16 protein-coding genes are annotated in these 22364 nt (G+C 58.2%); 6 read left to right on the plus strand and 10 right to left on the minus strand.

What is annotated here, in order from left to right; translation table 11 throughout:
• Positions 1-248 precede the first annotated feature (248 nt).
• Positions 249-1931 carry a dihydroxy-acid dehydratase gene (ilvD, locus tag OR573_13535; GenBank protein XGA79506.1) on the minus strand — a complete coding sequence of 561 codons (1683 nt, stop codon included), beginning with the start codon at positions 1929-1931 and terminating at the stop codon, positions 249-251.
• A 441-nt stretch (positions 1932-2372) separates the two neighbouring features.
• Between ilvD and recC the strand changes: the two genes are divergently transcribed.
• The 3 genes from recC to recD are packed head-to-tail and all read left to right on the plus strand — an operon-like array spanning position 2373 to position 11952.
• Positions 2373-5951, plus strand: a complete 3579-nt coding sequence (gene recC / locus OR573_13540) for an exodeoxyribonuclease V subunit gamma (GenBank protein ID XGA79507.1) — start codon at positions 2373-2375, stop codon at positions 5949-5951.
• Complete coding sequence (gene recB, locus OR573_13545) at positions 5948-9673, plus strand: exodeoxyribonuclease V subunit beta (GenBank protein ID XGA79508.1); 3726 nt, start codon at positions 5948-5950, stop codon at positions 9671-9673. Before recC ends, recB begins: the two co-directional genes overlap by 4 nt.
• Positions 9670-11952 carry an exodeoxyribonuclease V subunit alpha gene (gene recD / locus OR573_13550; GenBank protein ID XGA79509.1) on the plus strand — a complete coding sequence of 761 codons (2283 nt, stop codon included), beginning with the start codon at positions 9670-9672 and terminating at the stop codon, positions 11950-11952. The genes recB and recD overlap by 4 nt, the downstream gene beginning before the upstream one ends.
• Before the next feature lie 30 nt (positions 11953-11982).
• On the opposite strand, the gene OR573_13555 is transcribed toward recD, so the two are convergent.
• Positions 11983-12906, minus strand: coding sequence for a hypothetical protein (locus OR573_13555; GenBank protein XGA79510.1), 924 nt, complete (start codon positions 12904-12906; stop codon positions 11983-11985).
• A gap of 266 nt (positions 12907-13172) precedes the next feature.
• Between OR573_13555 and OR573_13560 the strand changes: the two genes are divergently transcribed.
• The 3 genes from OR573_13560 to OR573_13570 are packed head-to-tail and all read left to right on the plus strand — an operon-like array spanning position 13173 to position 15513.
• Positions 13173-13493 carry a hypothetical protein gene (locus tag OR573_13560; protein XGA79511.1) on the plus strand — a complete coding sequence of 107 codons (321 nt, stop codon included), beginning with the start codon at positions 13173-13175 and terminating at the stop codon, positions 13491-13493.
• Positions 13494-13525: 32 nt separating this feature from the next.
• Complete coding sequence (gene tnpB / locus OR573_13565) at positions 13526-13861, plus strand: IS66 family insertion sequence element accessory protein TnpB (GenBank protein ID XGA79512.1); 336 nt, start codon at positions 13526-13528, stop codon at positions 13859-13861.
• A gap of 56 nt (positions 13862-13917) precedes the next feature.
• Entirely contained in the window at positions 13918-15513 is a 1596-nt protein-coding gene (locus tag OR573_13570) for an IS66 family transposase (GenBank protein ID XGA79513.1), read from the plus strand.
• An 806-nt stretch (positions 15514-16319) separates the two neighbouring features.
• Here OR573_13570 and OR573_13575 read toward each other — a convergent pair.
• From OR573_13575 to trpA, 8 genes are all read right to left on the minus strand, one after another.
• Positions 16320-17582 carry an OmpA family protein gene (locus OR573_13575; GenBank protein XGA79514.1) on the minus strand — a complete coding sequence of 421 codons (1263 nt, stop codon included), beginning with the start codon at positions 17580-17582 and terminating at the stop codon, positions 16320-16322.
• A gap of 291 nt (positions 17583-17873) precedes the next feature.
• Complete coding sequence (locus tag OR573_13580) at positions 17874-18128, minus strand: type II toxin-antitoxin system prevent-host-death family antitoxin (protein XGA79515.1); 255 nt, start codon at positions 18126-18128, stop codon at positions 17874-17876.
• A gap of 278 nt (positions 18129-18406) precedes the next feature.
• A complete protein-coding gene (locus tag OR573_13585; GenBank protein ID XGA79516.1) occupies positions 18407-18742 on the minus strand; it encodes a zinc ribbon domain-containing protein YjdM in 336 nt (111 codons plus the stop codon).
• Positions 18743-18900: 158 nt separating this feature from the next.
• The gene (locus tag OR573_13590) at positions 18901-19449 is read right to left on the minus strand and encodes a hypothetical protein (GenBank protein ID XGA79517.1); all 549 of its coding nucleotides are present in this window, start codon (positions 19447-19449) and stop codon (positions 18901-18903) included.
• Between the two features lie 206 nt (positions 19450-19655).
• Positions 19656-19919 carry a hypothetical protein gene (locus OR573_13595; GenBank protein XGA79518.1) on the minus strand — a complete coding sequence of 88 codons (264 nt, stop codon included), beginning with the start codon at positions 19917-19919 and terminating at the stop codon, positions 19656-19658.
• Between the two features lie 227 nt (positions 19920-20146).
• Entirely contained in the window at positions 20147-20800 is a 654-nt protein-coding gene (locus OR573_13600; GenBank protein ID XGA79519.1) for a hypothetical protein, read from the minus strand.
• A 70-nt stretch (positions 20801-20870) separates the two neighbouring features.
• Positions 20871-21437: a pyridoxamine 5'-phosphate oxidase family protein gene (locus OR573_13605; GenBank protein XGA79520.1), complete on the minus strand. Its 567-nt coding sequence runs from the start codon at positions 21435-21437 to the stop codon at positions 20871-20873.
• A gap of 87 nt (positions 21438-21524) precedes the next feature.
• A complete protein-coding gene (gene trpA / locus OR573_13610; GenBank protein XGA79521.1) occupies positions 21525-22361 on the minus strand; it encodes a tryptophan synthase subunit alpha in 837 nt (278 codons plus the stop codon).
• Positions 22362-22364 lie beyond the last annotated feature (3 nt).

Consider the following 22364-nt stretch of genomic DNA (forward strand, 5'->3'; position numbering starts at 1 on the left):
CTTAGCCAACTGCCCCATGCATTTGAATAGGATCAGCAAAAACCCACCTTTTGCTGAGGGCTGTTGAGGTCAATACATCCCAACAAAATCAACGTATATTTATCATAATTTAATGTTTTAGCGACCGACCCGCATAAAACCAAAGTATTAATGGAAAAATAAAAACTACCAATAAAAAAGCCGCCCTGAGTGGGCGGCTAGAAAACGTGCGTATTAACCATACAGGTCAACGCTGGCATGGCCGGTTATCAATCGCCATCAGTCACCGCACCCGTGCTCGCAGAGCTGACCTGCTTGGCATACTTCGCCAGCACGCCTTTGGCATAACGCGCCGTGGGCTGCTGCCAGGCTGCGCGGCGGCGGGCCATCTCTTCGTCGCTGATATGCACATCAATGGTATCGGCTTCAGCGTCAATGGTGATCGCGTCGCCATCTTCCACCAGTGCCAGCGGGCCACCTACGAAGGCTTCCGGAGAGACGTGGCCAACCACAAAGCCGTGGCTGCCGCCGGAGAAACGGCCATCGGTAATCAGGGCCACATCGTTACCCAGGCCACGGCCCATGATCGCTGAGGTAGGCGTGAGCATCTCGCGCATACCCGGGCCACCCTTGGGGCCTTCGTAACGAATCACGACCACGTCACCGGCGACCACGGTGCCATCGTTGATGCGGGCCTGAGCTTCCTCTTCAGAGCCAAACACCCGCGCCGAGCCGCTGAAGCGGGTGCCTTCCTTGCCGGTGATCTTGGCCACAGCGCCTTCCGGTGCCAGATTGCCGAACAGGATACGCAGGTGGCTTTCCGCCTTCAGCGGGTTACCCAGCGGAGCAATGATCTGCTGATCCATGGGGTAAGGCTCAACGTCCGCCAGGTTTTCCGCCAGCGTCTTGCCGGTAACCGTCAGGCACTCACCGTTCAATAGGCCCGCATCAAGCAGAATCTTCATCAGCGGCTGGATACCGCCAATCGCCACCAGCTCGCTCATCATGTAATGGCCGCTGGGGCGCAGGTCAGCCAGTACCGGCACGCGCTTGCCGATGTCGGTAAAGTCGGCCAGGCTCAGCTCGACGCCAATTGTCCGCGCCATGCCAATCAGGTGCAGCACCGCATTGGTAGAGCCACCCAGCGCAATCACGATGGTAATGGCATTCTCGAAGGCTGCCCGAGTCATGATATCGGAGGGCTTGATATCCCTGGCGAGTAGTTCCAGCACCGCTTCACCGGCTGCCTTGCAGTCGTCACGCTTATCCTGGGAAATGGCATTCTGCGCCGAGCTGCCCGGCAGGCTCATGCCAAGGGCTTCGATTGCCGAGGCCATCGTATTGGCCGTGTACATGCCGCCGCAGGAACCCGGCCCAGGAATGGCGGTTTCCTCGATGTTCTTGAGCTCGATCAGATCGATATCACCACGCGAATGCGCGCCCATTGCCTCGAACACCGAGACAATATCAGTGTGCCCCTTGCCGGGCATGATGGTGCCGCCATAAACGAAGATACCGGGGCGATTCAGGCGTGCTAGCCCCATCACACAGCCCGGCATATTCTTGTCACAGCCACCAATCGTCACCAGGCCATCAAAGCCCTCACAGCCCGCTACGGTTTCAATCGAATCGGTGATCACTTCCCGTGACACCAGCGAATACTTCATGCCCTCGGTGCCGTTGGCAATGCCATCAGAAATGGTGATGGTATTAAAGATAACGCCCTTACCACCGGCCGCATCGGCACCATCACGGGAAAACTCCGCCAGCTCGCCAATATGGCTGTTACACGGGGTGACCATGCTCCAGGTGGAGGCGATGCCGATTTGCGGCTTTTTGAAGTCATCATCGTTGAACCCAACGGCGCGCAGCATGGCACGGCTAGCCGCTTTACCCGGGCCATCAACCACCTGGGATGAATGGCGACGTGACGTGTTATTAGACTCGGTCATGGATATTTTCTCTTGGCTTGACTCAGGTTATCTGCATAGCTTGGCGATACCTTAGCGTTCACGCAAGAAAATATCATGGCAAAGACACTGGTATCTCGGGTAAAGGGCATGGTATCGCGACTATGGTGTTATGAACTAAAGATACTGCTACACACAAGCACCAAGCGCTGGGGACGTTGAAATACTCACCGCGCCTGTTCATCAGCCAAGCTGCCATTGGCAACGCGGACGCCTATCGAGAGCAACAAAGTCAGGCATGGAGCACTCCTGAGTGCGTCAGACGAGAATCAAATAAGCGTGGCTCGCCAACCATCACCTTGTGTTTAAACAAGAACATTGTGAGGCCCAGCCTAAGCAGTAAGCTCCTACCTACGAAACTCACAGGCAGCCTCAACTTATGGCACCATAGCGCTACGCCTCTCCGTGAAGGAACACCGTCTTATGCCTGTCAGCTCGCTGCCCTCACCAACACCGTCCTCAGCGACCGCCTTCTCCTCTACGCCGCTCACACCGGGGTTCATGGTGGTGCACGGCAACCGGCTGGAAGATTTGCGCAAGCTGGCGGTAGAGTGGATGCGCCTGCACCCGTTGGGGCCGCTGGAAAACGAGACTTTGCTGGTACAGAGCAACGGCATTGGCCAGTGGTTAAAGCTGGCGCTGGCGGAAGACCCGAAAAACGGTGGGGCGGGGATTGCCGCGGCCCTGGATGTGATGCTGCCCGCGCGCTTCCTATGGCAGGCATACCGCACTGTACTCACGCATGTTGACCAGGACGGCGAGGCAGTACCGGAAACCTCGCCGTTTGATAAATCCCGCCTGGTATGGCGGCTGTTACGCCTTTTGCCCGACCTGGCAGAACAAGAGGCGTTTGCCCCCATCGCCCAGTTCCTGGAAACCGACCGCGATCAGCGCAAGCATTACCAGCTGGCGGAGCGGCTAGCAGATCTGTTCGATCAGTATCAGGTCTACCGCGCCGACTGGCTGGATGCCTGGGCCAGAGGTGAGGACGTGCTGATTACCGCACGCGGCGAAACTCGCCCCCTGGATGATCACCAGCGCTGGCAGCCCGAATTATGGCGCATTCTGCGTGACGACGTGGCGGCTACTCAGGGTAACGCTGGGCTGAACAGCAGCCGCGCCCAGGTGCATCAACGCTTTCTAAAGGCCGCTGAACAGCTTGAAGGCCAGGCCTGCCCACCGGGGCTGCCCCGGCGGCTGATGATTTTCGGTATTTCATCGCTGCCCAGCCAGACCCTGGAAGCACTAGCGGCGCTGTCCCGCTGCTGCCAGGTGGTGCTGTGCGTGCACAACCCCTGCCAGTTCTTCTGGGCGGATATCATCGAGCACAAGGATCTACTCCGCGCCAGCCGTTACCGCCAGCAGCGCAAGCACGGCATGCCGGAAACCCTGGATGTGCTCGGCACCGGCGACGCCGATGAGGCCCTGCACCTGCACGCCCAACCGCTGCTGGCCGCCTGGGGCAAGCAGGGCCGCGATTACCTGCGCCTGCTCGATGAACACGATGATACCGGCGGCTATCAGCCCCTGTTTGAGCAGCAGGCGCTGCGCATTGATATGTTTGAACCCTTCAGCGAAGAACATGGCTGCCTGCTGACCCAGCTTCAGGACGATGTTCGCGAATTGCGCCCGGTGGTGGAAACCAAGGAGCAGTGGCCAACAGTACCGCTGGCAGATGATTCCATCGTTTTCCATATTGCCCACGGCCCCCAGCGCGAAGTCGAGATCCTGCATGACCAGCTGCTGGCCGCCTTCAGCGCCGACCCGGCGCTGCGGCCCAGAGACATTATCGTCATGGTGCCGGATATCGACCGCTACGCGCCGCATATCGACGCCGTCTTCGGCCAGCTGCCAAATGATGACCCGCGTTATATTCCCTACACCCTTTCCGACCAGGCCAGCCGCCACCGTCTGCCGTTGATGATAGCGCTGGAAAAACTCCTGCGCCTGCCAGAGCTGCGTCTCTCGGTTAGCGATGTGATGGATCTGCTTGACGTGCCCGCCCTGCGCCAGCGTTTCGGGCTAGAGGAACGCGATCTGCCGGTGCTGGAGCGCTGGATGGAAGGCGCTGGCATCCGCTGGGGGCTAAACGCCAGGCAACGCCAGACCCTGGCCTTGCCCGAAGGGCTTGAGCAGAACACCTGGGCCTTTGGCCTGCGCCGCCTGCTGCTTGGCTATAGCGTGGGCGATGGCAACGCCTGGCAGGGCATCGAGCCGTTTGATGATATCGGCGGGCTGGAAGCGAGCCTGGCCGGGCCGCTGGCCACCCTGCTGGAAAAACTCGAAGCTACCTGGGAGATTTTCTGCCAGCCCACCGATGCCGAGCATTGGGTCGCGCGGCTGCGCGAGCTGCTGGAGACCTTTTTTCTCACCGAGGATGCCCAGGAAAGCCTGATGCTGGGCAAGCTGGAAACCGGCCTGCAGCAGATATTCGACAGCAGCCAGGAAGCCCGGCTCGACGACGCCCTGCCGCTTTCCATGGTGCGCGAACACTGGCTTTCGCAGATTGACGAGCACAGCCTTTCCCAGCGCTTTCTGGCCGGGGCGGTCAACTTTGCCACCCTGATGCCGATGCGCGCCATTCCGTTCCAACGGGTGTGCCTGCTGGGCATGAACGATGGCGACTACCCACGCTCCCAGCCACCGCTGGATTTCGACCTGATGGGCAATGACTACCGCCCCGGCGACCGCTCCCGCCGGGAAGACGACCGCTACCTGTTTCTGGAAGCACTGCTCTCCGCCCGCCAGCAGCTCTACATCAGCTGGGTGGGCAAAAACCAGACCGACAACAGCAACATGCCGCCTTCGGTGCTGGTAGGCCAGCTGCGCGATCATCTCGACGCAGGCTGGCAGCCGGAAGAAGGCGCCAGCCTGGTTGATACCCTGACCACCACTCATCCGCTACAGCCCTTCAGCCGCGATTACTTCAACAACGCAGCCAGCCGACTGTTCACCTATGCCCATGAATGGCGAACCCTTCACCAACCGCGCCCGCTAAAGGCCAGCCAAGCCACACTGCCAGCGCCACAACACCTGCCCGAAAGCCTGACCCTGAGCCAGCTGGGGCGCTTTCTGCAGGAACCTGTGCGGACGTTTTTCAACACTCGCCTGGGGGTGTATTTCGAACAGGAGGCGATTGCCGAACTGGATGCCGAGCCCTTTACCCTGGATGGCCTGCAGAACTGGCAGCTGCAGGATCAGCTGATTGCCGCCCAGCGCCAGGCGGTTGATCAAGGCGAGCCGCGCATCGACGCCCTTCACGCCACCCTGGAACACTTTCAGGGCCAGGGCGTACTGGCTATCGGGGCCTTTGGCGAGCGCATGCGCGAGGCTCTGGCAGAGCCGATGGAAACTCTGTTCGACCACTATGCCCAAGCGCTGGAGGAATGGCCCATCGCCCTGGCAGAGACGCTGCCCGTCCGGCTGGAGGCCGCATGCGGCCTGACTCTTGAGGACCAATTGGGCGAGCTACGCGAAAATACACAAGGCCATCGTTGCCGCCTGTTGCTGCTCAGCAGCAGCCTGGTCAAGAACAAGCAATACCACTGGCATCATCTGTTGCGCCACTGGGTTGCCCATCTGGCGGGCAACCTGAAAGGCCCGATGACCACGCAACTGTTCTCCAAGGCAGGCAATGTCACCCTTGAACCGCTGGACGCCGACACCGCCCGCGCGCACCTGCAAACCCAGCTGGCGGCCTACACCCGCGGGCTGCAGACACCCCTGCCACTGGCCCCGAAGGCCGCTTTTGCCTGGCTGACCACCCTGCAGAAACCCAAGAACAACTCGCCGGATGATGCCTATTCCGCCGCCGAAAAAATCTACGAAGACGGCCGATACCACAGCGGCGAAGCCACCCAAAGCGCCTACCTGAGCCACCAATGGCCACATTTCGAGACGCTCTATCAGGCCAACACCGACCAAGGCGACCACTTCCTCGGGCTGATGGAAGCTCTCTACGCCCCGCTGATTCAGGCAGTAAAAAAAGGAGCGGATCAATGACCCAACCCACACCCCTCAACCCGCTCACGCTGCCACTCCACGGCAGCCGCCTGATTGAAGCCAGTGCGGGCACCGGCAAGACGTTTACCATTGCCTTGCTGTATGTGCGCCTGGTGCTGGGTGGCCAGCACAGCGAGGATGACACGGCCTTTGTGCGCCCACTGACGCCGCCGGAAATTCTGGTGATGACCTTCACCAACGCCGCCACTCAGGAGCTGCGCGAGCGGATTCGCCACCGTCTGGTGGAAGCGGCGGGCACCTTCCGTAACACCCCGGAACAGGTCAGCGATGACTCACTGCTGCTTGAGCTGCGCGACCAGTATGACCCGGCCGCCTGGCCTGCCTGCGCCCGGCGCCTGGAGCTGGCTGCCGAATGGATGGACGAAGCTGCCGTATCGACCATTCACAGCTGGTGCTACCGCATGCTGCGGGAACACGCCTTTGATAGCGGCAGCCTGTTCTCGCTGAACCTGGAAAACGACCAGCACGAACTGCAGCAGGAAGTGGTGCGCGATTACTGGCGTACTTTCTATTACCCGCTGGATGCCGATGCCCTGGGCAAAATCACCCGCTACTGGTCATCACCGGATGCGCTTCACGACGAAGTACGCAAACTGCTGCATGAAAGCGACGCACTGGGCAGCCAGCGCCCCGCACCTACCGATACCCTGAGCGCTGCCGAGGCCGAACGCAGCGCCACCCTGGCCACACTGAAAGCGCCCTGGCCTGCCTGGCTGGACGAAGTGGTGCCCGCCCTGGAAGACGCCGACAGTCGTAATGCCTTTAACCGCAAAAAGTTCAACACCAAAAGCCGCGCTAACTGGCTGGAGGCGCTGCGGGAGTGGTGTGAAAGCGACCTTGAGCGCCCAGCGCTGACGCCCGCCGCCTGGAAGCGCCTGACGCCAGACGGCATGGCCGAGATATGGAAAGACGGCACGCCACCCTGCCCCGCTGCCTGGGAGGCGCTAGGCGAGCTGCCCGCTGCTCTGGACGCCCTGCCCGACCCCCACAGCGACCTGCTGATTCATGCCGTTCAGTGGTGCAAGGTCCGCCTGGAGCGGGAGCAGGAACGGCGCGCTGAAATGGGCCCCAACGACCTTCTCACCCATCTTGACCGCGCCCTGCAAGGCCCCAATAAAGAGGCCCTGGCCGCACAGATTTTGCGCCAGTTCCCGGTGGCACTGGTTGACGAGTTCCAGGATACTGACCCGATCCAGTATCGTATCTTTAACGCCGTCTATCAGGTTGCCCATCCGCGCCGGGATGCCGCTATGCTGCTGATCGGCGACCCCAAGCAGGCGATCTACGCCTTTCGCGGGGCGGATATCTTCACCTATCTGCAGGCCCGGCAAGACACCGATGGGCGCCACGTCACTCTGGGCACCAACTTCCGCTCCAGCCACGCCATGGTCGAGGCCGTCAACCACTGCTTTGGCTACGCTGACCAGCACGCTGCCGGCGCCTTTTTGTTCCGCGCAGAGAGCGGTGATAACCCGCTGCCCTTTTTGCCGGTGGGCGCTAAAGGCCGCAAAGAACAGCTGATCCACAAGGGCCAGCCGCTTCCGGCCATGAGCCTGTGGTGCCTGGAAAGCGACGAGCCGCTTTCAAAGACCGCCTACCAGAGCGAGATGGCCGAGCACTGTGCCTCCCAGATGGTCGAGCTGCTGGCCGCCGCCCAGCAAGATCAGAGCGGCTTTCAAGACGATGATAGCCTCACCCCGCTCAAGCCCTCGGATATGGCGGTGCTGGTCAACGGCCTGCAGGAAGCACGCGCCATTCGTCAGGCATTGGCCAGCCGGGGTGTGAAAAGCGTCTATCTTTCCGACCACGATAAGGTGTTCAGCTCGCCGATTGCCTCCCAGCTGGAACGCTGGCTATTGGCCTGCGCCGAGCCACTGGCCAGCTCCCGCCAGGCACAGGCGCACCTGCGCGCTGCGCTTGCCAGCCCGGCGCTGGGGCTGGGTTTTGCCGCCCTGGACCACCTTCAGCATGACGAGCTGGCCTGGGAAGCCAGGGTCGAGCAGTTCAGCCACTACCACCGCCTATGGCAGCGCCAGGGCGTACTGCCGCTGGTGCGCCGTATCATGGTAGATTTTGATGTTCCTGCCCGACTGCTGGCCGAGTTCCAGGAAGGTGAGCGCTTACTGACAGACCTGCTTCACCTGGGCGAACTGCTCCAGAAGGCCAGCGCTGAACTGGATGGCGAACACGCCCTGATCCGCTTTTTGGCCGAAGCCATTGCCGACCCGGAGAGCCACGGCGACAGCCACAAGCTGCGCCTGGAAAGCGATGCCGATCTGGTGCAGGTGGTCACCATCCACAAATCCAAGGGGCTGGAGTACCCGCTGGTGTTCCTGCCCTTTATCGCCAACCATCGCCCGGTCAAAAAAGACGACCTGCCGCTGCGCTGGCACGATAGCCAGGGCCAGCTGCAGCTCAGCCTGAACGCCGATGACACCATCGTGGAAAAAGCCGACCGCGAAAGGCTTGGCGAAGATCTACGCAAGCTCTACGTGGCCCTCACCCGCGCCCGTCATGCCACCTGGCTGGGGGTCGCGGCACTGAAAGAGCTGGAAAACAGCGCCCTGGGCTACATGCTTAACGGGGGCCAATCCATCGACCCCGCTGCGCTAAGGCAGGCATTGGAGGCGCTAGCCGACGGCAGTGACCTCCGCGTTAGCGAGCCGCCGCTGCTCAGCCTGCAGCGCCTTGAGCCACCGGCACCCAGCGCCTCCCTTGGGCATGCCCGCACCCCGGCACGCCCGGCCAGGGAACACTGGTGGATTGCCAGCTACTCAGCACTGCGCCTGTCCGGCACCCTGAACGCCCCCACCGCCACCCAGCAGGAACCGGGCACCGCTCAGGAGGCCACCGCCCTTGAAGTGCTGGACGAACCCCAGGAGCTGTCTCAAGAACTTTCTCAAGAACTGTCTCAAGAACAATCTCAACCGGATACCTACCATCTGCATCGCTTTCCGCGCGGCCCCGGACCCGGCACCTTTCTCCACGGGCTGTTCGAATGGGCAGGCAAGCAAGGCTTTGCAGCTGTTGCCAACGACTTGGAATCCCTCAACGATATGCTCTGGCGACGGGTTCAGCTGCGCGGCTGGCAGGCATGGCAGGAGCCCCTGGCCGGGTGGTTTGCGGCCCTGCTGACCACGCCATTGCCGCTGGCCACCGCCGAGCTCACTCGCGTTACCCTGGCCGAACTTGCAAGCTATCAGGTTGAGTTGGAGTTCTGGCTGGCCGCCAAAGCGGTCAATACGCGTGAGCTGGATGCGCTGGTCAGCCAGCATCTGCTGCCCGGTATGGCCCGCCCGGCGCTGGATGCCGATACTCTGAATGGCATGCTCAAGGGCTTTATTGACCTGGCTTTTGAGCACCAGGGACGCTTTTATGTACTCGACTGGAAATCCAACTACCTGGGGCCGAATGACGCCGCCTACGCCCCGGACGCCTTACGCCACGCCCTGCTGGAAAAGCGCTACGATGTGCAGTCAGCGCTGTATCTGCTGGCCATGCACCGCCTGCTCAAGTCACGCCTGCCGGATTACGACCCGCGCCAGCATCTGGGTGGCTCGATGACCGTCTTTCTGCGCGGCAGCCGCAGCCCTGAACGCGGCGTTTATGGCGAGCCTGTCCCGGTCGAGCTGATTGAAGCGCTGGACCGCCTGTTCAGCCGTGAACCCAGCGCCCACACCCCCGAGGAGGCCAGCGCATGAACCGCCAAGACGATACTCATACCCTCGACCTGTTTGACGCTGACGCAGACAGCGGCACAGCGCCGCCTGCCGTTGTGGCTACGCCGCCGAGCCCTCACCCGGCGTTGAGTGATACCCAAGCGCTGCTTGAGTTGTGCGAACGCTGGGTGGCCCGAGGCTGGTTGCGCGACCTGGATCGCGCTCTAGTGCGCTTTCTGGCCAGCGAAGCCGCGGATGCCTCGCCCCTGTTGCTGCTGGCGGCGGCCCTGGCCAGCCATCAGTTGGGCCGCGGCCATGTGTGCCTGGACTTGAACGCCACCCTGAATGCCCCTGATTTTGCCCTCTCACTGCCGCCAGAAGGCGATGACCTGACCGACCCGCCACCGCTGCCCAGCGAGGTATTGGCCACCCTGACCCTGGCCGAATGGCAAGCCGCCCTGCACCACCCGCTGCTGGCCAGCCATGGCCCCGGCAATACACCGCTGGTGATAGTGAATACTCACACAGATCCTGCCAGCCAGCCGGATGCCGCCACCAAAACCCGCCTCTATCTGCGCCGCTACTGGCAGTATGAACAAAGCCTGCACCAGCAGATTGCTCAGCGCCTTAAAGGTGCCAGGCACCCCCAGGCCCTGGGTGACGCCGAGCAAACGGAGCTGCTTCCCCAGGCACTGAACATCCTGTTTGAACCCAGCGCGGCCCTGAACTGGCAGAAAACCGCCTGCGCCCTGGCCGCGCGCAGCCGATTCAGCATTATTACCGGCGGCCCCGGCACCGGCAAAACCACCACCGTAGTGCGCCTGCTGGCCCTGCTGCAGACCCTGCAGCTGGCCCAGGCGCCAGATCAGCCGCTGCGCATTCGCCTCGCCGCCCCCACCGGCAAGGCCGCTGCCCGCCTGAATGAATCCATTGCCGGGCAGGTCAACAGGCTGCCGTTGGAAGCCTTGCAAGCGCTACTCAGTAAGCAGCCACTTTCAGCAGCGCCCGGTAAGATACCTATTCCCACTGAGGTCACCACCCTTCATCGGCTGCTGGGGGCGCGCCCGGATACCCGCCATTTCCGCCATAGCGCCGCCAACCCGCTGACGCTGGATGTGCTGGTGATTGACGAAGCTTCCATGGTGGATATCGAGATGATGGCCGCTGTGCTGAATGCTCTGCCCACCAATGCCCAGTGTGTGCTGCTGGGGGATAAGGATCAGCTGGCCTCGGTGGAAGCGGGCTCGGTACTCGGCGACCTGTGCCGCCGCGCCGATGCCACCCACTACACCCCGGCAACCGCCCAGTGGCTGGAAAGCGCCACCGGCCAGCTGCTGCCCGATGCCTATATCGATGCTAACGGCCAGCCGCTGGATCAGGCGATTACCATGCTGCGGGTCAGCCACCGCTTTGATCAACACAGCGGCATTGGCCAGCTGGCCCAGGTCATCAACCAACCGCGCCACGCCCAGAGCGACCGCGACAAACAGCAAGCCGTGCAAGCGGTATTGCGCCACGGCTACGCGGATCTACACCAGCTGACGCTAACCACGGACACCACCTTGGATAAGCTGGTGATTGACGGCAGCCCCGCGGGGTTTATCAATAGCGGCAAGGGCAGAACCGACCACCAGGGCAAGCCCATCGCGCCGCCCACTGGCTACCGCCATTACCTGGAGGTGCTGCAACGCCAGCGCCCGCACGGGGAGTCCTTCGAGGAGAACCCAGGCGCCTTCAACGCCTGGGCCGCCCAGGTGCTCAACGCCTACAGCCATTTCCAGCTGCTCTGCTCGCTACGCAAAGGCCCCTGGGGCGTTGAAGGTTTGAACCTGCGCATCGCTAAAACCCTGCGCGGGGAAAAGCTGCTATCTGGCAGTGACTACACCCTGGAGAAGGGCTGGTATGAAGGCCGCCCGGTGCTGGTCACCCAGAACGACTACGGCCTGAAGCTGATGAACGGGGATATCGGCATCACCCTGGCAGTGCCTGACCCGCGCCCAAGTTCAGGCACACCGGGCAAAACCCTATTGCGGGTAGCATTCCCCACCGGCGACCCGGACACCCCAATCCGCTGGGTACTGCCCTCCCGCCTGCATGCGGTGGAAACCGTGTTCGCGATGACGGTACACAAATCCCAGGGCTCGGAATTCCACCACACCGCCCTGCTGCTACCGCCCACCCTCAACCCGATTCTCACCCGCGAACTGGTCTACACCGGCATCACCCGCGCCCGCGACTGGCTCAGCGTGGTGGAAACCAAGCCAGGGGTGCTGAATGAAGCGGTGACGAGGGAAGTGATCAGAGTGAGTGGGATGGGGTAATATGGAAAGCATCTCCTCTTATATCTTTTATCAAGTGCAAAGCCACTTGTGCACCAACGACGAAAATTTTGGATGGACAAGGTAACCAATAGAGGAATGAGGGTTTGAACGCCCATTCCTGACGTTAAGGTTGTAAATCGGATATATGTCCTTTATACCGCTGCTAACCATACCTAATCCAACCATTTCCTTGTAATCGTTACGTATCTTACTATCGTGAGATATATAATCATCCTCGGCGGAAAAATTGTACCAGCGCTTGATATTGGTCGGATACTTTAGCAACCCTTTGTTGGAGCTGCCCTTTAAGCGATCTTTTACATTTTCGTCGCCAAGTGGTGATCCCAAAGTAACAAAAAGATCAACTTTCTTTTCTGCGCCGTAAGTATGCCGATACTCGCCATAGTGCGATAATTTCCATAAGTTATCAAAACTGATCATTGTTCCTAAGCTATGAGACACCAGCAATATATCGTAATTCTCATCAAGGGCGGCACGGAGCACAGGGGTAAGTCTATTTCGCACATCACTACCGTAATAAGAATCTTCATTCCAATAATGGGCCATATCCGGCGCTACTGCCGTTATCAATGGCTCTGCTAGATGCAACTTACCCAAAACAGCCGAAAACGTGTCGGCCAAGGCCTCTTTGAGAAAACCAGCTTTTGACACTGACTTATAGGTGGTTTTATTAAATTGAGACTTAGAATAAGATTTCAGCTTTTCCAAAGCCTTGTGCCTGCTAGCGGGGTCTTCCTCAGGAACACCCAAGAAATCATTTGACAAATCTCCATAGTAAACGAAATCCTTAGCAACCTGATCAAACAGTGATCTGCCTGACGCCCCAAAATCTCTTTCTATGCCATGAGCAGTTGCGTCGTACCAGAGCTGCCTCAAAAAAGGTTCAGATGGTTTTTGAGCTCTTCCATGCACAAATATGATTTTCTTAGCCATTACACCCTCCCATCGCTAGCACAACATGGAATATGAATTAAACCAAACTACGGATACAATTTTCTTTTATCAGCAAAATTTCCGCATGAAGCTTAGGCTTTTTATAACTTTTATTTAGCCTTTGGTTATCAACTCTATATTTGGCTAATCACCTTGCTGAGTGCAGAATTGAGATACGTATTTTGTAAGCGCCCTTAAACCGGCATCTACCGCTCTCGCTTTTATCCCCTCACACTGATGCCATCAGATCTTTGTGAGGGGGTGTCATGACGCATCAAGAACGTGAGCAATATTGGCAGCAACAAGTCACCGAATGGCAAACCTCTGGCTTGTCCGGCATGGCGTTTTGCAAGCAACAAGCGCTAAAGTACCATCAGTTTTCTTACTGGCGTCAAAAGCTCTTGGCCAGCGCATCGTCAACAAAAGAGCCAGTCGCCGGTTTTGCCACCGTCGCATATCCCAATACCGGCACCGCAAAAGAAATAGACTCCACGGGGCTTACGGTATCACTGCCCGGCGGTATCACGGTCACGGGCTTGCACGCGGGCAACGTGGCGTTACTGGGCGATATCCTGAGGCAACTGTGAAGCGGCCGCGCTATTTACGCCCCGCGTGGGAAATGCCCGAGATCTACCTGTACCGCGCACCGGTCGATTTTCGCAAGCAAGCCAACGGCCTGGCGTTACTGGTGGAGCAAGAACTGGGACACAACCCCTTTAGCGGGGCGCTGTATGCCTTTACTAACCGGCAGCGAAATAAAATCAAGTGCCTGATGTGGGAAGACAATGGCTTCGTGCTCTACTACAAGGCGCTGGCCGAGGAGCGCTTCAAGTGGCCCGGCCCCTCGGATGACGTTATGGCGTTGACTGGCGAGCAGATCAACTGGCTGTTGGATGGCTACGATATCACCCTGATGCGCGGCCATAAAACACTGCATTACGACAGCGTCGGATAGGCCATAAAGCTCTTATTTTCAGTGCTTTAACACACCGAATCTGGTATCATTGGCCCATGAAAAAGCACCCCGAAGTCTCCTCCCAACTGCCTGATCTCAGTGGCCTCTCCGCCGCTGAGGTAGTGGCTCTTGTGGCGGGGCTTCAGCAACAGGTGACGGCTCAACAGACGGCGTTACAGCAACGTAATCTCTATATTCAATTGCTCGAAGAGAAGCTGCGCTTGCAGCGCATTCAGCAGTTCGCCGCGCGCAGTGAAAAGTCTGCGAACCAGGCTCATCTGTTCGATGAGACGGAGTTGGAAGCTGACATCGAGGCGCTACGCGATCAGTTACCCGACGATGTCGAAGAGCAAGACGCGCCGCGTCCCTCACGTCAACGTCGCCAACGTGGCTTCTCCGACACTCTGGTCCGTGAGCGTATTGAGCTTACGCTCAGCGAAGAAGAAAAAGTCGGGGCGACCAAGACCTTCTTCGCCAAGGTAAAAGAAGAGCTTCAGTTCATCCCCGCGCAGCTGAAAGTCCTCGAATACTGGCAGGAAAAAGCGGTGTTCCCGCTTGAGGGCAACGACCATCTCCTTACTGCGGAGCGTCCGGTTCATCCGCTAGGCAAGTGCACGGCGTCGACGTCACTGCTAGCGTACGTGATCACCTCCAAGTACGCAGACGGTTTGCCGCTGTACCGCTTGGAAGGCATGTTCAAGCGGTTAGGCCACGCTGTTAGCCGCACGCAGATGGCCAACTGGATCATCCGCCTGAATGACGTCTTCACGCCCTTGATCACGCTGATGCGCGAAGTGCAAAACAGCAGCGCGTATCTGCAAGCCGATGAAACGCGGCTGCAAGTGCTCAAGGAAGACGGCAAGACCGCTCAGTCAGATAAATGGATGTGGGTCACCCGAGGTGGCCCACCGGATCAACCGTCGGTGCTCTTTGCCTACGACCCGTCCCGCGGCGGCAGCGTGCCGGTGCGCCTACTCGACGACTTCTCAGGGATCCTGCAGGCCGATGGCTACGCCGGTTACGGCCAGGTATGCCGTGCCAACGGCATTACCCGCATTGGCTGTTGGGACCATGCGCGACGCAAGTTCGTGGAAGCGTCTAAGGCAGCCAAGGTCAACGCGAAAGGCAAGGGCGCCACGCCGGCCAAGGCCGAGGTAGGGCTTAGCCATATCAACAAACTCTACGCCATCGAACGGCAGATCAAGGATCTCAGCGAAGTGGAACGCTACCGTGTCCGCCAGGAGCTGAGCCTTCCGCGTCTTGAGGCCTTCAAGGCTTGGCTAGAGGCTAATGTTACCCGCGTCATGAAAGGCAGCCTGACGCGTCAGGCGATGGAATATACGCTGAACCAATGGGACTTCCTCATCGGCTATTGTGCGCGCGGCGACCTGCATATCAGTAATGTTCTGGCAGAAAACGCCATTCGCCCGTTTGCCGTTGGTCGAAGAGCCTGGCTGTTCGCGGATACCTCCCGCGGCGCTCACGCCAGTGCCACCTGTTATTCACTCATCGAAACGGCAAAAGCCAATGGCTTGGAGCCTGCTGCCTATATCCATTATGTGCTGGAGCACATCGCCACCGCTGATACGTTAGAGGCACTGGAAACGCTGCTGCCCTGGAACGTGAACTTGGCGCCCGCCGAAAAAAAGTGAAAGAACACGGCTAGGTCAAGTGTGTCGATTTAAGGGCGCTTACCGTATTTTCACGTCTCTCGAAATTTCAACACAACCGTTGCTGATGCACTTTTTGAAACAAAGAAAAGTAAAAATGCATGTAATAGATGGTTCACCATATTCAATGAACCGGATAAAGCTGCCAATAGTTTGTCTGCTGAGCTCAAATATCATGTGCTTTGCATCCTGAGATACCCTTGGCCCCGCACATCCCGTATATCAAAATGTGTATTAATTTATACTAGTAGTTAATTTGCGTTAATCAAGTTTTTTATATCAAGATCCGATGACGCAGCCAGTGGCTGGCTGCGCGGCAGCTACAGTGGCCTGTTGAAGCTTTTGACAAACTGGGTGATGGCTGCCCACAAGTGGCTTGGTTAGCACTACTATCACCAAAGCCAAGCCAGGCGTGCTGAATGCAGCTGTGATGGGAAAGGCGAAGTTAGGTTGATGTAGAGAACCGCGGGTCGCGTTAGCGCGACCGCTGGCCTGATTTGCTAGCAGAGATATCCTTGAGGCTTCCTCCGATGCTCTCGCCAAATATTCTCGACGATCAGCGTCCAGATCTGACTTGAACTCTTCGGATTCGTAAACCTCAAGCAGCGCTGCTCCTCGGGATCTAATTTAGTCTTGGCCATGCTACCCCCCTAGAAATTTCTTGGTGGCCTTGCGACTGGGGATGACAGTCTTGAGAAAAATTTCCCTATCATTCTCGACATACGGCACCAGCCAGGCGTAATCATCAACTCGAATCAGTTCTCAAATGGTCAGCGTAAGAGCCCTGTTCACAGAATCCTCTCCGCGTGCTGCCAACTGCCGCGCCAGTCTGTATCACCACAGTATGACCATTGGGCGTCAAACGCATCGCGATCCGCCGATGTAAACTCGATCCGCAGGTTGCCCCAATGCTTACTGCCACCTTTTTGCGTGTCACAGGTTCGGCCTGAGCTGTCTTTTATCCAAACCCCCTCGAAGACAGTGGCACTGGTGAATTCACCTTGAATCTGCCCGCCGCCCTTTTTGGTGTAGTCGCCGCTGATGCCGCCTTCTTCTCTGCGCAGCGTCGTCTGGCGATTATTGTCAGCGCGCCAGATTCCCAGAATCTCGATGCGCGCGGTATCTGTTCCCTGCTCGTCGGGCACTGCGCGGACACGAAGCTCAACCCTGCGATTTTTCTCCCGGCCTTCCGCTGTCCCGTTGCTGGCAACCGGATCATTCTCCCCATGAGCTTCGATGTGAATCTTGCCTTCAGGAATGCTAGCACTTCCAATCAAGTAGTCTGCCACCGACCGCGCGCGATTTTCCGACAGCACTTGGTTGGATTCGGCGCTGCCCACGGTATCGGTGTGGCCTGCCACCACGACCGACTGCAGCTGTTGTGAATCGACGTTGGCCATGGCGCTATCGATCGCCTCCGATGCCTGGGGCTTGAGTTGGTATTTGCCCGTGTTAAACAGCACTGCACTGTCGAGTGCAATATGCTGCAACGAACCGATAGCACCAACTGCGTCAATGTCCGCACCCGGGGTTTCACCTCCGCACTGCTCTCTCAGATCCACCAGCTTGACGTAGCGAAAACTCTCATCACCGTCGACATAGGGCGCGATATCGATCTCTGCCTTACCGCCCCCGATCCCCCCAATGCGTACCCAATCTTTATTGTTGTTGGAGATGGCCAGCGCCGTGGGTTCAATCGCTGGGCCAACCTCGAACACATACAAATCCGGGCCAGGGATATCGATCAGCCGGTTATCGGTGAACTTCAGCACCAGTTCACCGCTACAGCCCAGCGACAGATATCCCCGTTTGCCGTCTTCGCCATAGTCCGGCGTTCCCAACGCCTGCTCGCGCTCGCGGGCTTCCTCGATGGGCTGTTCGGTACCGGTATCGTAATGTACAACCTCGTCTGCGAAGGATATGTCACCCTGGGGAAATGTAACGCTGCCGCCATGGCCATCCGGATATGCCTTCGACTGCGCCGTGCTGGCCTGAGCTGTAAACAACGTCAACAGGCCGACCATTGCGACCCGATAAATAGGTATGCGCATGAACTTGTTTTCCGTGTGTAGATTCTGGCAGTAGCCCGACCTTTGCAGACAAACACTCCACTGCCGACATTCGATGGCTACAAAGCGGTTTACCCAGCGAGCCATCGTCTCAATGCTTCATTCAGTCAGTGTAGTTGGGCAATCGGGTGTTCTCGAGGATGCAGCCAATTGTTAGCGGCACTGCGGAAGGCAGAGCCTAATAAGCTTTCTTATGCGTTTAAGCGTTTGTTTTTCCTGTTTTTACAGTACAGGTAATCGCCCAAGAGTTCGTCAGCCCATTACAATAAGCGACTACTCATCAATCAAGTCTCTACGAGTTACTTTACCTGATTTGAATTGTTCAATTGAGCGATTCAAATGCTCTGCATTCGCCGGTGAGCGCAGTAAGTGCACGGTTTCCATCAGGCTGTTGTAGTAGTCTAGCGACATTACAACAGCATCTTCTGAATCACGGCGAGTAATCACCACTGTATCCGCGTCATCAACAACAGAATCTAATACCGCTTTCAAACTGTTTCTTGCTTGTGTAAAAGACACAATTCTCATAACCCCTCCATATGTACGCTGTACAGGGCAAGTGTCGCCTCAAATTATAACTGTACGAAATGAGGAACATCTCAGTTATGACAACTGATGCTTGCAGGATACGCGCCCTTGGGATGACGGGGCCGAGGCAACAATGCTTTGCTGCTCCCGCCCGCATCAACCCGGTTCTCTCTCACCCGCAAGCTGGCCTACACCGACATCACCCAAGCCAGGCGAGCTGAATGCAGCAGTGACAGGGGAAGTGATCAGGCTGAGCGGGGTGACAGGCCCCTGCCCATTCAGGCCTTTTTGACAAACTCGGCGGTGACCATCATGTCGCCCGCACCATCGACCTTGCAGTCGAGCTGGTGATCCTTGGCCTCTTTCATCCGCTTGATAACCGCCTTGGTGCCAATCTTGAGCACCATCGAGGTGCCTTTGACTTTTATGTCCTTGATCAGGGTGACCTTGTCGCCCTCGGCGAGCGGGGTGCCGTTGGCGTCTTTTACGTTGACGCTGTCGTCCTCTTCCACGTCAGTAGGGTTCCATTCGTGGCCGCATTCCGGGCAGATCATCAGGCTTTGATCCTGGTAGACAAAGTCAGACTGGCAGTTGGAGCAAGGTGGGCAGGACATAAATCAAGGTTTCCGTGAGTGAATAAACCAGCCATGATACTGGGCCTTGGCGTGCATGGCGAATGGCTGTAGCACCACTGCAGGTGAGAAAGACGGCGTATTTGCTCTGGATGAGCAAAATCGATATCCGTCAGCATCGCTAAATCACTGTCTATCGGCTAACGCGTGAACATAACATCCAGACGATCGGCAAAAAGGACGTCACGCATCCACTGTTGCAGTTGTTCGTGATCAGCTTGCATCAGTTGGGTTTCTACCCAGTCGGGCACCTCGCCAAACTTTAAGCCAAGCTGGGTGCGCAGCACATCGCGTGCTTCTGCCAGACGGCCTTTTTGAAGTCCATAACGCTCACCTTCCTGGCGGCCTTTTTGTATACCCACCTGCTCACCTTCCTGTCGCCCTTCCTGTCGCCCTTCCTGTCGCCCTTCCTGTCGCCCTTCCAAACGCTCTTTTTTGACCAGGTTCTCTAAATTCTCTGCCAACATGTCTTTATCCTCCATCAGGCTGTCAAGCTGTGCCAGGTTCACCTCGGTGCCTAGCCAGGCCAGGTGCCGTTTAAGCCAGCGGGTGATGATTTTATCAATACGCTGTTTATCCGGGTCGGCCTGTAGAATCGCCACCACCCGATCCACGGCGGCTAGTTGCTGGACAAACTCTGGGTGGCTGAAGAGTTCCTTGTAGCCGGTATCGTGGTGGTGGCTTGGCATGGCGATTCCCTGCTCCCTGCTGGGTAATGGGTATTAGCCTAGCATAGTGTTGAGAGACGACCAGTACTGGGGGATTTGGTTATGCAGGGACAATCCTTTTTTGACAGCTGGGGAACGTCTACAGCCATTCATCCGAGACCCGGCACCTAAAAAAGACAAAGGCGCCGTTGCAGGCGCCTTTGGTTATGCATTGTCTGGCAGGGCTTCTATTGGCCCAAATACTCCTTGACCTTTTCAATCAAGTCTTCCACTGATAAACCAAAATTTTCCAGCATGGAAAGGTCGAAACCATGCTCCTCAAGCAGCGAAGTTACGCTTTCGGCGTCCATTTCTGTCAACGCTGAAAGATTGATGCCGCTTTCGCTGATTTTTGAAATCAGGTCGTCTGTTCCGCCAAACGACTCTGCAGCTTCTGAGGCCTTTCCACCCAAGGCGTCTTTGGCCTTGTTAATCAGATCACCAAATCCCATAACCTTCCCCTTTTCTGAATATTAAAAGCTGATTGAACCAATAGCAGTGTGCCAGTCAGGCTGACGGAGTAAAAGAAGCCTCAGGCGCTGTACACCAAGAAAGTGTAAACATGGGCTTAATGATCCGCTCGTCAGATGCTTAAGGCCTTCTTTTCTGAGGGTTAGATGATCCTGAAACATTACTATGAACAATCATTTATAAAGCAGGATTGCTTGCCTATTACCTATCAGGAAGACGGCTCGGCACCGCTATAACTCACCAGATCATCGACCTTTAGAAGCCCAAGCTCAAGGCCGATGGTATAGAAGCTGGTAACGGAAAACGGGTGAATCTCGCGGGCGGTATGCGCCACAGTAATGCCGCCGCATAGCTGATGACAGGCAGCTTTGGTGACTTCCTGCAGCAGGGCGAAATCACGAAAGTAGCTTTTAAGTGGGGCCTTGCCCATGGCACTGCGCTGGTGGTTTTTCTCACTAATGGCGCGGTCCACCCGGGCCTCGAGGCGCTGCAGAGTATCAGGCTGGTGGTGGTTCAGAACCTCGGTGAGCTGGGAATAGCGAACTTCCAGAATCACGTTGTTTCTGTCGGCATTGGGCGCGTGGTAGTCCGCTATCACTTCATCCAGGCAGACAAGCCCGCGTGACGCGCTCAGCTCTGCAGCGACTAGCGGCGTAATGGCGGAGATACCCCGCTCTTCCAGCGGGTCACCCTGAATCACAATCAGCTTGGGCTTGTCGGTAGGCTTATTCTGCCAGTGCCTTCTCAGCCGCTGGGCAATGCTGGCGGCCACCGGTCGCGGGTCTCGGCTGTCAAAGCCGCCCATCCCTTCAATTACAACCGGGTGGTAGCGGCCGAGTGCCAAAAGGTGCTGCTGGTTCAATGCGATCAATCCTGTCGGTTGTCAGTGATGTCGGGCGGCGGCGCTGCTGTGCAGACGCTACTGGAGAATCTTACGGCACCAGCCATTGCCCTGCCCAGTCATCAGCGCGAGTGAACCGGGCTCGACGGTGATCTGGCCCCAGGTGCAGAGCGTCTATGGCCTGAATATCCAGGCGCAGCACGGCAAAGGCTGCCTGATCCGGGGTTTTGCTATAGGCCAGCGAATCGGCAATCGGCGTTCCCGGCGCTGAGTCGCTGCTGTAGGCAAGGCGCGAATGCTCAGGCAGTTGCTGCCATGTTTCGCTGACGTCGTCGCCGGTCAGCAGGGTGACGCTGGCGTCAATCCGCGTCTGAAGATGGGCCGAGGCATCCCAGACGTGCAGCGCTGCCAACGGCGAGGCGCGCAGCTCTTCCACCTTGGCGGAGTGCAGATCGGTATAAAGGGTCAACGTGGCTGCCGACTTGTCAGCACCGCGCAGTACCACGGTGCGGGCCTGCGGCACCCCTTGCGCGCTGACAGTGGCCAGTACAGGATGGCGTGCTGGGGCGTGACGGTCATGCACGCCCCGGATCAAACGCGCCCAGAGGTGTTCATAAAGCAGCGGTAGTGTTTCTGCCCAGGGGTGGGGGTTGTCCATGCAACAGTTCCTCGCTGAAAAATACTAGCTTAGCGCGCCACCCTATCACTTGATCAATCACTTTGCCCTTGAACAACCACTTCGCCCTTAATCAACCACTTCACACAGGATGCGGCAGGTGTGGAGACTGGCGGCCAGTTCGCGCACCAGGCCATGCACTTGGTCAACGGCGTCGTCCGGGCTGGCGGCGTGTTCAATACAATCCACCAGCGCCGAGCCGACCACAACGCCATCACTGTAGCGGCCAATAATGGCGGCCTGTTCGGCGGTGCGAATGCCAAAGCCAACCGCAATCGGGAGATCTGCCCTGGCGCGCAATTCACCCACCGCGTTTTCCAGCCGCTCAGGCGTGGGCGCATTACCACCGGTGACCCCCGCCACCGAGACATAGTAGATAAATCCGGAGGCATTCCCCAGCACCCTGGGCAGGCGCTTGGCATCGGTGGTGGGGGTGGCCAGGCGGATAAAATCAATGCCGTGGCGGGCAGCGGGCTGGCAGAGCTCTTCATCGTGTTCCGGCGGTAGATCGACCACGATCAGGCCATCAATACCCGCCTTGGCCGCATCGGCCAGGAAGCGCTCCACGCCGTAGCAGAAAATCGGGTTGTAGTATCCCATCAGCACAATCGGCGTGGTGGTGTTGGCTTCCCGGAAGCGGCGCACCATCTCCAGGGTCTTGGCTTGGGTCTGGCCGTTGTTCAGGGCTCGCAGGGCGGCTTTCTGGATGGCGGGACCATCGGCCATGGGGTCGCTGAATGGCATGCCCAGTTCGATGATATCCACCCCGGCCGCCGGCAGGCCGTGAATCAGGCGATGAGACGTCTCCGGATCCGGGTCGCCGGCGGTCAGGTAGCTGACCAGCGCCGGGCGATCCTGCTGCTTGAGGGCGGCAAAGCATTGCTCAAGGCGTGATATGGTTGGCATGGC

The sequence above is a fragment of the Halomonas sp. CH40 genome (assembly GCA_041875495.1).
Taxonomy (GTDB): Bacteria; Pseudomonadota; Gammaproteobacteria; order Pseudomonadales; family Halomonadaceae; genus Vreelandella.